This window comes from Bartonella sp. B10, from assembly GCF_053794435.1.
The window spans coordinates 392,501-407,525 of record NZ_CP200030.1; the positions used below are offsets into that span (position 1 = coordinate 392,501).

Annotated in this window: 12 protein-coding genes and 1 pseudogene; 4 read left to right on the forward strand and 9 right to left on the reverse strand. The window is 36.4% G+C overall.

What is annotated here, in order from left to right:
- Nucleotides 1-95 precede the first annotated feature (95 nt).
- The gene (locus tag V3565_RS01690) at nt 96-998 is read right to left on the reverse strand and encodes a DnaJ C-terminal domain-containing protein (protein ID WP_455478606.1); all 903 of its coding nucleotides are present in this window, start codon (nt 996-998) and stop codon (nt 96-98) included.
- A gap of 311 nt (nt 999-1,309) precedes the next feature.
- Between V3565_RS01690 and pdxH the strand changes: the two genes are divergently transcribed.
- The gene (gene pdxH / locus V3565_RS01695) at nt 1,310-1,933 is read left to right on the forward strand and encodes a pyridoxamine 5'-phosphate oxidase (RefSeq protein WP_455478607.1); all 624 of its coding nucleotides are present in this window, start codon (nt 1,310-1,312) and stop codon (nt 1,931-1,933) included.
- Between the two features lie 463 nt (nt 1,934-2,396).
- Here the strand turns inward: pdxH and ubiA are convergent, their stop codons facing one another.
- Nucleotides 2,397-3,401 carry a 4-hydroxybenzoate octaprenyltransferase gene (gene ubiA, locus V3565_RS01700; RefSeq protein ID WP_455478608.1) on the reverse strand — a complete coding sequence of 335 codons (1,005 nt, stop codon included), beginning with the start codon at nt 3,399-3,401 and terminating at the stop codon, nt 2,397-2,399.
- An 89-nt stretch (nt 3,402-3,490) separates the two neighbouring features.
- Between ubiA and purD the strand changes: the two genes are divergently transcribed.
- A complete protein-coding gene (gene purD / locus V3565_RS01705) occupies nt 3,491-4,774 on the forward strand; it encodes a phosphoribosylamine--glycine ligase (RefSeq protein ID WP_455478609.1) in 1,284 nt (427 codons plus the stop codon).
- A gap of 271 nt (nt 4,775-5,045) precedes the next feature.
- On the opposite strand, the gene V3565_RS01710 is transcribed toward purD, so the two are convergent.
- The 7 genes from V3565_RS01710 to V3565_RS01740 form a co-directional block, all read right to left on the reverse strand.
- Complete coding sequence (locus V3565_RS01710) at nt 5,046-5,573, reverse strand: DUF6101 family protein (protein WP_455478610.1); 528 nt, start codon at nt 5,571-5,573, stop codon at nt 5,046-5,048.
- 151 nt (nt 5,574-5,724) lie between these two features.
- Complete coding sequence (locus V3565_RS01715) at nt 5,725-7,134, reverse strand: FAD-binding oxidoreductase (RefSeq protein ID WP_455478611.1); 1,410 nt, start codon at nt 7,132-7,134, stop codon at nt 5,725-5,727.
- Between the two features lie 2 nt (nt 7,135-7,136).
- On the reverse strand, nt 7,137-8,099 hold the full coding sequence (locus tag V3565_RS01720) for an L-threonylcarbamoyladenylate synthase (RefSeq protein WP_455478612.1): 963 nt from the start codon (nt 8,097-8,099) through the stop codon (nt 7,137-7,139).
- A complete protein-coding gene (locus V3565_RS01725) occupies nt 8,096-8,767 on the reverse strand; it encodes a ribonuclease HII (protein ID WP_455478613.1) in 672 nt (223 codons plus the stop codon). Before V3565_RS01725 ends, V3565_RS01720 begins: the two co-directional genes overlap by 4 nt.
- 197 nt (nt 8,768-8,964) lie before the next feature.
- Complete coding sequence (locus tag V3565_RS01730) at nt 8,965-9,873, reverse strand: 4-(cytidine 5'-diphospho)-2-C-methyl-D-erythritol kinase (RefSeq protein WP_455478614.1); 909 nt, start codon at nt 9,871-9,873, stop codon at nt 8,965-8,967.
- Between the two features lie 242 nt (nt 9,874-10,115).
- Nucleotides 10,116-10,967, reverse strand: coding sequence for a S49 family peptidase (locus V3565_RS01735; protein ID WP_455478615.1), 852 nt, complete (start codon nt 10,965-10,967; stop codon nt 10,116-10,118).
- A gap of 191 nt (nt 10,968-11,158) precedes the next feature.
- Complete coding sequence (locus V3565_RS01740) at nt 11,159-11,941, reverse strand: tRNA1(Val) (adenine(37)-N6)-methyltransferase (protein ID WP_455478616.1); 783 nt, start codon at nt 11,939-11,941, stop codon at nt 11,159-11,161.
- Nucleotides 11,942-12,202: 261 nt separating this feature from the next.
- Here V3565_RS01740 and V3565_RS01745 point away from each other — a divergent pair, with 261 nt between their 5' ends.
- Nucleotides 12,203-13,219, forward strand: coding sequence for a polyprenyl synthetase family protein (locus V3565_RS01745; protein ID WP_455478617.1), 1,017 nt, complete (start codon nt 12,203-12,205; stop codon nt 13,217-13,219).
- A gap of 94 nt (nt 13,220-13,313) precedes the next feature.
- A pseudogene (locus tag V3565_RS01750) lies at nt 13,314-15,007 on the forward strand (tetratricopeptide repeat protein).
- Nucleotides 15,008-15,025 lie beyond the last annotated feature (18 nt).

A 15,025-nucleotide genomic window follows, 5' to 3' on the forward strand; every position in this document is an offset into this window, starting at 1 on the left:
CATCACTTACTTGCCTATGACATAGCTTAACTTTTTCTTCAAGTAATTGGTTTTAAATCAGGTAAAAACTACGATTTTTTATAATCAAAAAGATGTTAACCTTTCTGCATTTGAAAAAACTGTTCTAATGCAATATCACCGCCTTCTGGCAACATGATACGAACATGCACATAAAGGTCATCTCTTGTACCGTTTTTTAAACGAAGACCTTTCCCTTTCAGACGCAAAACACGATCAGAACTCGACCATGCAGGAATAGTTAAAACTACGCGTCCCTCCAAAGTCTCAACCTCTTCTTTTGCTCCTAGAACAGCATGTTTAAGGGGAACTGGCAAATCAAAATGGAGAGCTCTTCCCTCAACTCGAAATCGAGGGTGCTTCTGAATATGAATAGTGACTAACGCATCTCCTGCCTTTGCGTAAGACGACTCTTCTCCTTGACCTTTTAAACGAATAGTTTGTCCATCTTCAATATAATCTGGAAGCTTAATTTTCAATTTTTTTCCGTTCGGAAAAACAGCTTCCACTTTTTCTGCACCAAGCATCTGCTCCAATGTTACTGTGAGATTGGCACGAACATGAGCTCCTTGTGAAGAATGATTATATTGCGAAGAATGTGAAAACCCCCCACTTTTCCCAAATAGATCACGAAAAATATCGCCAGCATCAAAATTTACACCACCTGAAGAACCAAAATCAAATCCTCCTGTCTCTCCTGAAAAAGGATTGTGTCTATTTCTAAAATTTCTACCGGTACCATAAGATTGATAAAGCGGTTTTCCTTCCATATCAATTTCGCCGCGATCAAATTGTGCTCTTTTGTCTTTATCACCTATAATTTCATAGGCTTGATTAATTTCAGAAAACCTTTCTTTAGCCTTTGCATCATCCGTATTGTGATCTGGATGATATTTCTTAGCTAATTTTCTAAATGCAGATTTAATCTCTTGCGGTTTCGCAGTGCGATCCACACCTAGAACCGTATAGGGATCACGCATATTGTCCTCTTTTCAAGCTTTTCGTTTTTTAAATATCAATTGATACGTTTTCCAATATCATCTACATCTTTATCAGTCATTGTGTAGAATAATTTTTCTCCATATTATATTACATGCCTACAAAAGAAATAAAATAGATATTTATACATTTAATATAGTTCATTGCATTCTCTGCTCAAGATAAATTAAAACAATATAGGGATACATGACGACATTTTCTTTTAAAATAAGAAGATACTACCAATTTATTTTTTTATGAAAAAATAAATCACAAAATACATCTGTAACGCTCACTGATATTCGGAGAAATTATGAGCAACAAAATACAAACAGAAAATGATTTCACGCAAATGCAAGAACCTTTTACGCTTTTTGCAAATTGGCTAGAAGAAGCAAAAAATAGCGAAATTAATGACCCAAACGCCATGGCATTAGCAACAGTTGACGAAACAGGCTTACCTAACGTGCGCATAGTTCTCCTGAAAGATTTCAGCCTACAAGGCTTCGTTTTCTACACTAACTATAAAAGCTGCAAAGGACAGGAAATTTTAAAATCAATGAAAGCATCTTTAGGTTTTCACTGGAAATCGCTCCACCGTCAAGTCAGAATTAGAGGAATTGTCAAAAAAGTTAGTGCTCAAGAAGCAGATGCATATTTCCAATCTAGACCACATGGCAGCCAAATCGGTGCGTGGGCATCCCAACAATCTCAACCACTAGAAGATCGTTCTATTCTCGAAAAGTCAATCGCTAAATATACAGCATATTATGCAGATGAAAATATTCCACGCCCACCTTATTGGTCTGGCTTTCGAGTCCAACCCCTTTCTATAGAATTTTGGCGTGACCGTCCATTTCGTTTGCACGATCGTATACTTTTTACACGTAATTCTACTAAACACACCCAATGGAAAAAGCAAAGGCTTTACCCTTAATCCTCAAATTCTAAAATATAAAAACCTTTTCCTTCATAACCATAAAATGATCATCTACCATATAATATTAGATTGTCGTTTCAGTCTAAATCAAAGAAATATATTATTTGCTCAACACTGTGGCTGAACAATAATTTTTTTACTCCTATACCATCCAAATAGAAGCTATAATTATGAAATTATGCGAACGAAAACAAATTCTTTCGCAAAAATTTAGTAAATTGAGAGCAAAATACAGAAGGTTGAAATATATCCTATATATTATGATCCTGCTAAAGTAGATAAAAATCAGACAATTTTGATTTGATCTAGGGTAATATACCAAACAATAGTTTGTTTATAGCAATCTATAACATTCAATAAAAAGGCAATCTAAGATTGTAACAAAAAATTTTAACCATAGAGTGCTAACAGATTTTTTTGGAGTCACGTACACGTGATTTTATCGTTTATGTTATTGTTCCTAAGCTACAGGATGAAGTGCCATCCATATACCACCACACACCAAGCCAGCAAAAATTAAAAAACCAACGACAGAATTAGATTTAAAGAGCTTTAAGCATTGAGAACTGTTATCTATATCAATGACTTTAATTTGAATAAACATGTGGATACTTGCAACAAAAAGACCTAAAAAGCTTAAAATAGGGACCTGCGCCAAATAAAATGCCAAACCGACTAACATCACAAAACCACTATACAAAAATACTAGCGCACGCTTAGTACCCTTACCAAAAAGAAGTGCAGTTGAACGTACACCAACAGTGGCATCATCCTCCCTATCTTGATGCGCATAAATTGTATCATATCCTATTGTCCATAAGATTGATCCTAAATAAAGCAAGACCGGCGCTAAACTCAAACTTCCATAAACAACTGCCCATCCCATTAAAGCTCCCCAATTAAATGCTATACCTAAAAAAAATTGTGGCCAATATGTAACGCGTTTCATAAAAGGATAAACTGCAACCGCTACCAATGACGAGATTCCTAAAAAAAAACTAAATATATTAAATTGCGATAAAATACCTAAGCCAACCAAACATTGTACCAATATAAAGATTTTTGCCTGAAACCGACTCACATGACCTTTCGGTAATGGTCGAGAACGTGTTCGCTCTACCTGAGAATCAATTTTATGATCAATAAGATCATTCCAAGTACACCCTGCACCTCGCATAGCTATAGATCCAAGAAGAAAAAGGAAGATATACCAAAACCAATTAATCAACGCAGATAAAACAGGTAATTGAAGCATTTCATCAGAAAGAAAAGCCATAGTTGTTGACCAAAAACAAGGCCACATTAATAGCTGCCATCCAACGGGCCTATCCCAACGTGCTAATTGAGCATAAAACCACAAAGAACATGGGAGCAAATTATAGACCCATTGTCTAGAAGATGCATCCATAATCTGCCTCTGATTCTCACAGGATTGAATACGTACAGTATTTTTACTTTTTTTCATCAAATGGTTTCACCTTTAGTCTTACGATAAAAGCATTGCATTCTTATGACAATAAAATTAATTTAATCATTTTTGTAATAGGAACAAATATGAATATTCTTCTTATCGGCTCAGGTGGACGAGAACATGCTTTAGCATGGAAAATAGCCACATCACCACTGCTAACAAAATTATATTGTGCTCCTGGAAATCCTGCAACGATGGAATTTGGTGAAAATGTTGATTTAAACATTGATGATCACTCTCTCATTATTGATTTTTGTAAAATACATTCTATCGACCTTGTAATTATTGGACCAGAAGCACCATTAGTTGCAGGTATAACTGACTCCCTTAATAGCGCTAACATCTGTGTATTTGGCCCCACTCAAAAAGCAGCTCGATTAGAAGGTTCAAAAGCTTTTACAAAAGATTTATGCCGTAAAAATAATATCCCTACAGGAAATTACCAATGCTTTAATGATGCTTTAAAAGCAAAAAACTATATTCGTCAACAGGGTGTTCCTATTGTTATCAAAACTGATGGTTTAGCAGCTGGCAAAGGTGTTGTTGTAGCAACAACAACAGAAGAAGCATTTAATGCTGTTGATTCGTGCTTTAAAAACATGTCCGATAATACAGAAAGAAAAATCGTTGTAGAATCCTTTCTCCAAGGTGAGGAAGTAAGCTTTTTTTGTCTTTGTGATGGTAAAATTGCCGTTCCGTTTGGATCTGCACAAGACCATAAACGTGTTGGTGATGGTGATACTGGAGCAAATACCGGTGGCATGGGAGCTTATTCACCAGCTCCTATCATGACTCCAGAAATGGTTGATCGTACTCTAAAAGACATTGTTGAACCGATTCTTTTGAGCATGCGAAAAATGGGAACCCCTTTTAGAGGCATTCTCTTCGTCGGATTAATGATAACGCAAAAAGGACCTGAATTAATTGAACTTAACGTACGATTCGGTGATCCAGAGTGTCAAGTTTTAATGATGCGCCTAAAAGATGACATTTTGCCAATTCTTTTTGCAGCAGCTCAAGGAAATCTTGAAAACAAAACTATTCAATGGTCTGAAAAAACTGCTTTAACTGTTGTTATGGCTGCAAAAGGTTACCCAAATACCCCTCAAAAAGGAACAATTATTCGTAATATCGGTAAAGCAAATGCTCTCCCTGATGTAAAAGTTTTTCAAGCTAGTACAGCATTACGCAATGGAGAATTAGTTGCTCATGGTGGACGAGTTTTAAATATAACAGCGACAGGAAAAAACGTCACACACGCACAAAAACGAGCTTATGAAGCTGTTAATTGTATAGATTGGCCAGAGGGGTTTGTTCGCCATGATATTGGATGGCGAGCCATTGAACGAGAAAAATCAGTTCTTTAAATTCTCTCTTCCATGACTTTACAATTTCACAAGATGGCGTGATGCTCATAAAATTACGCCATTCATAGCAATCACAAAATAGAAAAAAGTGAACTATCCTAGCATAAAATTACGATCACAACTACCTGATCATTTATTGTCAAATCTATCTAAAACGCATTTGTTCATTGCTGTTCATAATTTTTTTTGCTTACTAATCTTAAAAAAATGCGAATAACCTCTAATGAACTATCATCTGTACGATACATAAAAAAACCAATTCGCACAAATATTATTGCAGTACGATTCGATTAGCAATTATCAAACGCAATCCCAATGGATTACCATAACGAAGCAAAAAGTGTTTTCGTTTGGAATATGACGTCATGCAAAAAAAACGACGCAAATCAGCATGATCTTTTACAACTATAACGCTATTATCTTCATTGATCATAAGCATGGGAAGGCTATAAATATCTGCCCATAACCGCCAGTCCAGAAGAACATTATGTAAATCCCTAGAAACTAAAAGTGGAATACAAGCTTCTTTATCTGTATGAAACAACTCTAACGCAACAGCTCTTTCTCCTGCAATAGTTTTCACGGTGCGTGCTGCAATCCCTTTGAAATCATAAGCTGGCACTAAACGCGATAAGCTTGAAGGAGTATCCGTTTTAAAAAGAACACCATGTTCACTTAACAAACAAACCATCTGATTGCCTGTTTTCAGTGAAATATACGTCGTTGTATGTGGCAGATGGCACGGATCTAGCCGAAATTCGATCCCAATTTTTGCTTGATCAACGCATTGATTAGCCATATCAAAGTGTCCCAATTTTATTTTAACAACATATACCCTCTAATAGTTTGTCTCTATTGAATTATTAAAAGATTAAATAAAAAACAACTAGTTTCTTTTTTGATTATTGAAATCTAAACAAAAATACGTAAAAAAGCTTACTGTTCTTTGATTATAATATTTTTCCAGGATTCATAATTCCTAAAGGATCAAGTATCTTCTTAATGTCTTGCATAATGTCTAACGCAACAGGTGATTTGAAAACGCGAAGTTCCTTACGCTTAAGCTGACCAATTCCATGCTCAGCAGAAAATGCACCATGATAACGCATCACTAACCTGTGAATGCAGTAATTCATTCGTGACCTTAGCTGCAAAAACTCCGAAGCATCAGCTTTAATGGGCTGTATAACATTATAATGCAAATTACCATCACCCATATGACCGAAACAGACTACCCGTGCACCTGGAGCAATATCTTCAACAACAAGAGATGCGTCATTGATAAAATTAGGAATGGAAGCAACAGGAACCGCAATGTCATGCTTAATGGACACTCCTGCTAACTTTTGTGCATATGACATACTTTCACGCAATTGCCAAAAAAAATCTTGCTGTTTTAACGATTGAGCAATAACCGCATCTTCTACAATAGCACTCTTTAGAGATTCTTCCAAAATCATCCTTAATACCGATAATGCTTCACTATCACTCCGCAACGATGAAATATCAATCAATACATACCATTCATGCTCACGTTCAAATAAAAATCTCTCATACATTTCATAATTTAACGCAATCTGTAAACTTAGTTTTCCCATAATCTCAAAACCAGTCAACATCTTCTCACTATAGCATTGAGCAAGAGATAAAAACTCTAAAGCTTTGGATGGACTGCGTAAACCTACAAACGCAACAGCTCTTCCTTTTGATTTTGGAAAAATCTTTAAAACTGCTGCAGTTATAATGCCTAAAGTGCCTTCTGCACCAATAAACAGATTTTTCAAATCATAGCCACTATTGTCTTTCTTCACAAAACGTAAATCATCTAAGATACGGCCATCAGGCAAAACAACTTCTAAGCCAAGACAAAGTTCACGCATATTTCCATAAGCTAAAACAGCTGTCCCTCCAGCATTAGAGGAAAGATTTCCTCCTATCTGGCATGATCCTTCAGATCCCAAAGAAAGAGGAAAAAAACGACCTAATTCATCTACCGTTTTCTGTAAATTATGTAAAACAACACCCGCCTCCACTACAGCAAAATTACCTTCAAGATTAATACATCTAATTTTGTTCAATCGTTCCATGGATACAATAATGCTTTTACCATGTTCATCAGGCTGTTGTCCTCCAACAAGACCTGTATTTCCCCCCTGAGGAACAATCGGTGTGCGCGTTTGACTGGCCAATTGCATAATCGATGATACTTCTTCCGTTGAAGATGGTCGTAAAAGCAACGGTGTTTTTCCATGAAAAAGTCCACGCTCTTCGAGTAAATATGGTGCAATCAATACCTGATCAGTTATAGCATGTGCAGCACCGACAATGTTTCTAAAGCGCTTAATCAAATCATGCTCCATTTTTATTTCTCCCTTGGAGCAGCAGCTCGTATTAAACGATCATTAATGGCCTCACCCAATCCATATGAGGGAATAGACTCTACCGCGATACACTTCACTCTAAGTGAATCCAATCGCTTCATATATTGAAATAAATGATATGCGGCCTCCTCCAATTGTCCACGTTCACTGAGATTTAAAACAGAAACAGCGTTTTCAACACCCATAACACGTTTAGGACCAAATGCTAAAAGTGCTTCTCCACTTTCCACCTTTTGTACATTCAAACGAACATCAGTATTTGGTGCATAATGTGACTTTAACATACCAGGTGCTTCAATAGCCGCTATCTGATCTTGCCGTTTCAGCAATTTTCCTGCAATTTTTTCAATTTTTTCAGCAGAGAGTCCTCCAGGACGCAAAAGATAAACATTTTCATCACAAACCTTGATAATCGTTGATTCAAGCCCTATTTTGGAAACACCACCATCAAGAATTAAAGGAACAGATGACCCTAAAGATGCAAAAACAGCATCAGCTGAAGTAGGACTCAAGCGTCCTGATCGATTTGCACTCGGAGCAGCCAAAGGTCGACCTAAACACTGTATAACTTCCACGAAACTACTATCTGGAAAACGAACGGCTAATGTATTAAGACCAGAAGTGGTTAAAGAATGAATATTATGACGTGCCTTTAAAGGTAAAACAAATGTCAAGGGACCTGGCCAAAATATTTCCATTAATCGGCGTGAAAGGCAATCAATTTCAACATAGCATTCAGCCATATTGATGCTGCTTACGTGCACAATAAGAGGATTAAATTCTGGTCTCCTCTTTGTAGAGAAAATAGAAGCTATCGCCTTCCCATTGGTTGCATCTCCTGCTAATCCATAAACAGTTTCTGTTGGCAGAGCTACTAACTTTCCCTGCTCAAGAAGTGTGACTGCCTTTTTTATAGAAACACTATTGAGAGGAAGAATTGTCATGATATATCATTCCTATATCGCTCTCTAATTGGCGCAAAACTATAACGATGCAATCCCATAACTGGCCCATATTTATCAAGAGAAACACGATGCTCTAACGTTGCATAACCTACGTGTTTTTCTAAACCATAACCTTTATAAACCTGCCCAGCACATTCCATCATCCGATCACGCGTTACCTTAGCTATAATGGATGCTGCCGCAATTGAAACTGAACGCTGATCACCTTTAATCAAAGAAATTGCTGGACACGACAGATGAGAGGGAATATCGCGCCCATCAACTAGTGCATATTGAGCTGAAACTGCTAATCCCGTGATACAGCGATACATTGCTTCTAAAGTTGCTTTGCGGATATCAGATTTATCAATCGTATGAGCACAAAGACTAGAAATCGAAACTGCTAACGCATTATGCAAAATCTCACAATAGAGTCTTCTACGTTGTTGTATAGACAGTTTTTTTGAATCATTCAATCCATCCGGAATATGGTCTTTATCTAAAATAACTGCAGCTACTACGACAGGTCCGGCTAAAGAACCACGCCCCACTTCATCCACACCTGCGATGTGAAAGAAGCCTTGTTTCTGTAAATCTAATTCGTACGAAAAATTTGGCTTAAGTGGCAAATTAAACACATTTGAGAAATTATTGATACAACGAGACATAACCCATTGTTGCACCACTGCCTATTTTTCACAAGCCCCACAACAAAAATATCTTATCTAAAGTATATTCATAGCATCCATGAAAACACAAGATTCAAAAAATATCTAACAGAGATAGATTCTTTTGAATTTTATCCAATGTATATTCCATGTTAGCATATAAATAAGATAAAATCTTTTATTTTATACTATCAACTTTATGATCTTCCTAAAGTTATGATAGGCTTAACAAACCAGTCTGGGTGCATTGATTTAATAAAGACAGCTGCCTTCTGTGCTGATTCTTTATCTTTAAAAATACCAAAACAAGTCGCACCAGTCCCAGACATACGAGAAAAAAGAGAGCCACTCTCATCCAATGCATGTAAAACATCGGATATTCGAGGTGCAATTTTTAATGCAGGGACAAAAAGATCATTACGTGTTTCTTGTAATGCTTCAACCAATGAATAAACCGTCTTGAAAGCCGCTGGATCAATTTTCAGAGAAGGATGATCATGTTTCTCCAAGATCCTAAAAACAGATTTTGTTTCAATGTATTGACCATGATTAACCAATACCATTGCAAGCGAGCAAGCCTCTTTTAGCCGCGTTATATCTTGCCCAATTCCTTTAACAAAAAGCGGCTGCTTGTATTCCAAAGCAAAAAGACACATTGGTACGTCAGCACCAAGCACTAAACTCATTTCTGCTAATTTTTCACAAGAACAATCAATATCCCATTGCCGACGCAACATACTTAAAACACCAGCAGCGTTACCAGAACCACCACCTATTCCAGAAGCAATCGGTAAGACTTTAATAAGTTGGAAAAAAGTATGACTAGCATGTTCAGGAAATGTCTTACACATAAAATCATGTGCACGCACAACCAAATTTCTCGTATCAGAAGCTAGCTTATCTGCAAAAGGACCTGTTACAATAAACCGATCACGACAAAAAGGCATACATCTTAAATAATCACCGCTGAGACTAAAATAGACCAAACTTTCTATTAAATGATAACCATCAGAGCGCTGCCCTACAACATGTAAAGCTAAATTCAACTTAATTGGCGTAAATACACAAGAGAAACCTTTGAACGCAGATTGTACATCCAATATCATCTGACGTAATATCTACCAGTAAAAGAATCTTTTACCAATGTTCCTCTCGGATCGACATGCGACCTATCTTTCACATCAACATACTTCAATTGCTTCTTAACCAAACAACAAATGTAATAAATTGTAATACAAATCAAACTAAAGGCAATCACCCGCGTCATCTTAGATCTTGTTCCTTTTAACAACCACTCTTAAGTAAAATCATCAATTAAAATTTAACACACATCAAATCACTATTCCAATCATAAACCATAACGCTGCCAAAGTGCCCGCTCTTCCGCTGCTATTAATGCACTGTTGACAGCTGTATAAGCTGTATTAGCAACAATTCCTGAAGGCATTTTTGGTCCTAAAAGACTCTTTGGAGGAGTAATTAAGCGAAGTTTTGTATCACGACCAAATCGCTCTTTAATAACAGATCGTACATCATTTAACCCATCAATTAAACCAAGTTCAACACCTTTCTTTCCACTCCAAAACATTCCTGTAAAAATATCTGGATCATCTGATAATTTCGCTGCGCGCCTCTCTTTAACTAAATCGATAAAAGTTTGGTGAACCTCAAGTTGTAGAGATTTTAAATGTTCAACACCCATTTTTTGTTCTGGCTGAAATGGATCTAACACAACTTTGTTTTTTCCAGCCGTATAAACACGACGCTCTACGCCAATTTTTTTTAAAAGCTCAGGAAAACCAAAAGAAGCCGAAACAACCCCAATAGAACCAACAATCGAAGCAGGATCAGCAAAAATTTCATCTCCCGCACAAGCAATCATATAACCACCCGATGCAGCTATATCTTCAACAAAGACAAGAACATGTTTCTTTTTTTCCTCTGCCAAACCACGAATACGCTTAAAAATAAAATGTGATTGCACAGGCGAACCACCGGGAGAATTAATAACAATAGCAACAGCCGGCGCTTTTCTATGAGAAAAAGCCCTATCTAAAAGATTTGCACACCTACCCAACGAAAGCGTACGTGTTATCGATGAAGCTGAATCCATAATCGCACCATGAAGGCGTACTACCGGAATTTCAGGTTTACTGGAATAAAAAGAATTTGGAATAAAATTTTTGATAGCGTCAATCAAAATGAAATTTCCTTATAATGTTTTGTAAAATTTAACGAGTAATGGAAACAAAAGAAGAGCATAACTGTATAAAACAGTACCAATGAAAATCTAAATCATAAGCTATAACTTGTCACTAAAAATTAAAACCTCTTTTGAAACAATTAAATGCCTAATTTTAATTTAAATAATAAACTGGAAAACACAAGATATCACTTAAAAAGTTCCCACAAGCTTATACGCCCATTATTAATTGCATCAACCTGTGGAGAAAAAGCATGACCATCACCTTCATGCATAACCAACCGTGGCAATATAGATAACGCTGCTCGACTTCCCCGTTTTGCATAAAACAAAATACGAATTGCGGCCGTTGCAGCGCGCGCATGAATAGGAATGAGGCAAATATTACCAAAACGCCCCTCCAAAGCATGCAAGATATCAGTCAGTGATTGTGGGCGTGCAATTAACCCAAGATATCCACCCGGTTTAACAATTGCTGCTGCACTCCGCAACCAATTGTTAAACATTTCCTCAGGCATAACATGAGCTTCAAACTTTTGCTCATCAGGTGTTTTGCGATCTGTAGGATTGTTGAAAGGCGGATTCATAATCGCAAAATCAAAAACATTATCGGCCAATCCTGCCTCTAGTCGATCCTTACCTCTAAAGGCAACATCTGCTTTTAATAAGCAAATTCGGTTAGAAAGTCTTTCATTTTGTTTTAGCATCAGCGTTTTTTTAGCATAAGATACCATAAAATCTGATCGTTCAACCAATGTTACATGAACATTTGAGCAACGCGAGGCAACCGCTAATCCAGCAGCACCAGCACCAGCACCTAAATCAACAACCTTACCTTGAAAATTACTGGGAACCAAACCCGCTAACAACATAGCATCCATACCAGAACGATGACCACGTAAACGTGGTTGAACTAAATAAAACCCTCCGTGATGAAACCCATCAACTGTTTCATCATTATTATGACTCATTACTTTATCCATTTAAAAGCTTAAAGATCATCTCTATAATTTATACTTTCAACTCATAATCTTAAAAAATTTATTTCAATTTTTTACCATAAGTTCATGATACCGACACCACCTAAGTATAAAAAATACCCCTTATAAATATCATGCAAAATTTACGTTTCAAAGTAATATATCAAGACTTGTATCAAATGTCTCTCCACTTTATGCTACAGAAAAAGTAGAAATTATATATATTATTGCAATACTCTAGGAGTAAACATATTGAATGCTACCACACAATCGGATCAAACGGGAAATGAGCAAATTTCTCTTCAATCCCTTATCAATCTTACCAAAAATGACATGGAGCATGTGAATCAGCTTATCCTCTCTATGGCAAATTCAGACGTTGTAATGATCCCTGAAATTTCCAACCATCTTATTTCATCAGGTGGAAAAAGGTTACGCCCAATGATAACATTAGCGTCTGCTCATATGTTCGGCTACCAAAATGATGGACATATAAAACTCGCAACAGCAGTTGAGTTTATGCATACAGCAACTTTGTTACACGATGATGTAATCGATGAAAGTAATCTACGACGAGGAAAATCTACTGCACGAATGATCTGGGGAAATCAGGCAAGCGTACTTGTTGGTGATTTTTTGTTGGGACAAGCTTTTAAAATGATGGTAGATGTTGGATCTATAGAAGCGCTCTCTGTCTTAGCAAATGCTGCTGCAATAATTGCTGAAGGAGAAGTGATGCAACTTTCTGCTACAAAAAATATAGAAACTAGCATTTCAGATTACCTAAAAATCATCAATGCAAAAACGGCTGCACTTTTTTCAGCGGCTGCAGAAGTTGGACCAATCATTGCTGGTTCTGAACATGAAAAACGTTTTTCATTACGCGAATATGGATCATTATTAGGTTTAGCTTTTCAATTAATTGATGATGCACTAGACTATGGTGGAACTGCTAAAAATCTAGGAAAAAATATAGGTGATGATTTCCGAGAAGGTAAAATTACAATGCCTGTTATTTTAGCATATAAACGAGGAAATACTGTAGAAAAAAAATTCTGGAAACAAGCTATTGAAAACGGTCAAAACAATGATGAAGCCTTTACGCACGCACAACACCTAATAGAAAAATATGAAGGCCTCACAGATACGATAAAACAAGCATGCACCTATGGAAAACGTGCGACTGATGCTCTCTCTTCAATGGAAAAAACCCCTGCCCAAAATGCTTTAATCGAAGCTGTTAACTTTTGTATTTCTCGTGTAAACTAGTTAGTGGCAAGAATAATAGTATTTTGCAAATAAGTGATTGGGTATGATTTATAATCTATACAATCTATTGATTATCTTAAGAAGGATTCGTTCTATGCACAGTACAGCAGTATACCGCTTTTTTACTTTTTTGATAGCGAGCATTGTACTGATGTTACTACCCACCTACAACAAAGTTTATGCTGCCATCAGTACAAATTCATTTACAGGCGCCTATTTAGCTGGAAGAGTAGCAAACCACGAAAATAAAACAGATCTTGCTATAGATTATTTTAAACAGGCGCTCACTTATAAACCTGATCATATTGAAGCACAAATAGAAATCCTTGAAGCTATGCTGTCCACAGGTACCTTTAAAGAAGCTGCCAAGCAAGCCAAAAAACTCAAAGAGCAAGGTATTATAACTCCTTTTGTTTCCTTAACTTTATCAGTAGATAATCTCATTAAAAGAAACTACCAAAATGTTAAGCCTCTTCTACAACTGAAAGCCCCCCTGCTACCAATAACCCAATCTCTGAATTAATCAGTGCTTGGGCCACTTTTGGATCTGGGCACCAATCTCAAGCAATCTCTGATCTTGAAAAAATGCAAAGCTCTGCTTGGTATAATACTTTCTTACATTACCATCTTGCACTCATGAATGACCTAGCAAATCGTAAACAGGATGCACAAAAATATTTCGCTCAGGCATTCAATAACCCACAAAGCCATATTATATCTCCTATCACCTATGAACATATTATCATAGCCTATGCCTCATTCCAATTGCGGCATAAAATGCGTAATCAAGCTATTCAGATTCTCAAGCATGGTGAACAGACTCTCCCAAGAAGAAACCTACTTAAAAATATCAGGGAAAAAGTTGAAAAAGGTGGTTTCCTAGAAAGGACAATTCAAACAGCTCAGCAAGGAGCAGGTGAAGTATTATATAATTTTGGAACAATTCTCAACTATAATAACTCAGAGCAAATTGCACGTATTTTCAATCAATTATCTTTAATCTTAAATCCTAAAAATGATGCGACATTATTTCAATTAGCAAATATTTCCATTAGACTAAATGATCCAAATCGTGCAATTAAATTTTTCCGTTCTTTACCTCCTAGCTCATTTTATTATAAGTTTGGGCAGTTACAGCTAGCACACACTCTCGCAAATAACAGCAATCCCAATGAAGCTATAAAATTACTCACATTATTAAGGAAAAAATTTCCTAATGATCGCCATATTTTGATGGCTTTAGCAGCTATTTATATGCAAGAAAATAAATTTTCTGCCGTTGTCCAAATTATGGATAATGCTATTGCACGTATAAAAAATTTTCAACAAGATGATTGGAAACTCTTTTATCAACGTGGAATTGCCCTTGAGCGTTTGCAGCAATGGCCAAAAGCCGAAATTGACCTACGAAAAGCGCTTGATTTTTTTCCTGATCAGCCACAAGTACTTAATTATCTAGGCTACTCACTTATTGATCGTAATCAAAATCTTGAAGAATCATTCCGTATTCTGCAAAAAGCCTCTGCATTACAACCACAAAATAGCCATATCTTAGATTCTTTAGGATGGGCTTATTATAAACTTAAGCAATACAATAAAGCTGTTCAGATATTGGAAACTGCTATAAAATTACAACCCGAAGATCCAATATTAAATGATCATTTAGGTGATGCCTATTGGAAAATTGGACGAAAACGTGAAGCAATATTTCAATGGAATCATGCAATTGATGAAGAAGCAGAAAATTCTAAAACAATCCAAAAAAAATTGAAATTTGGCTTGCAATAAATAACGATACTTGACCAT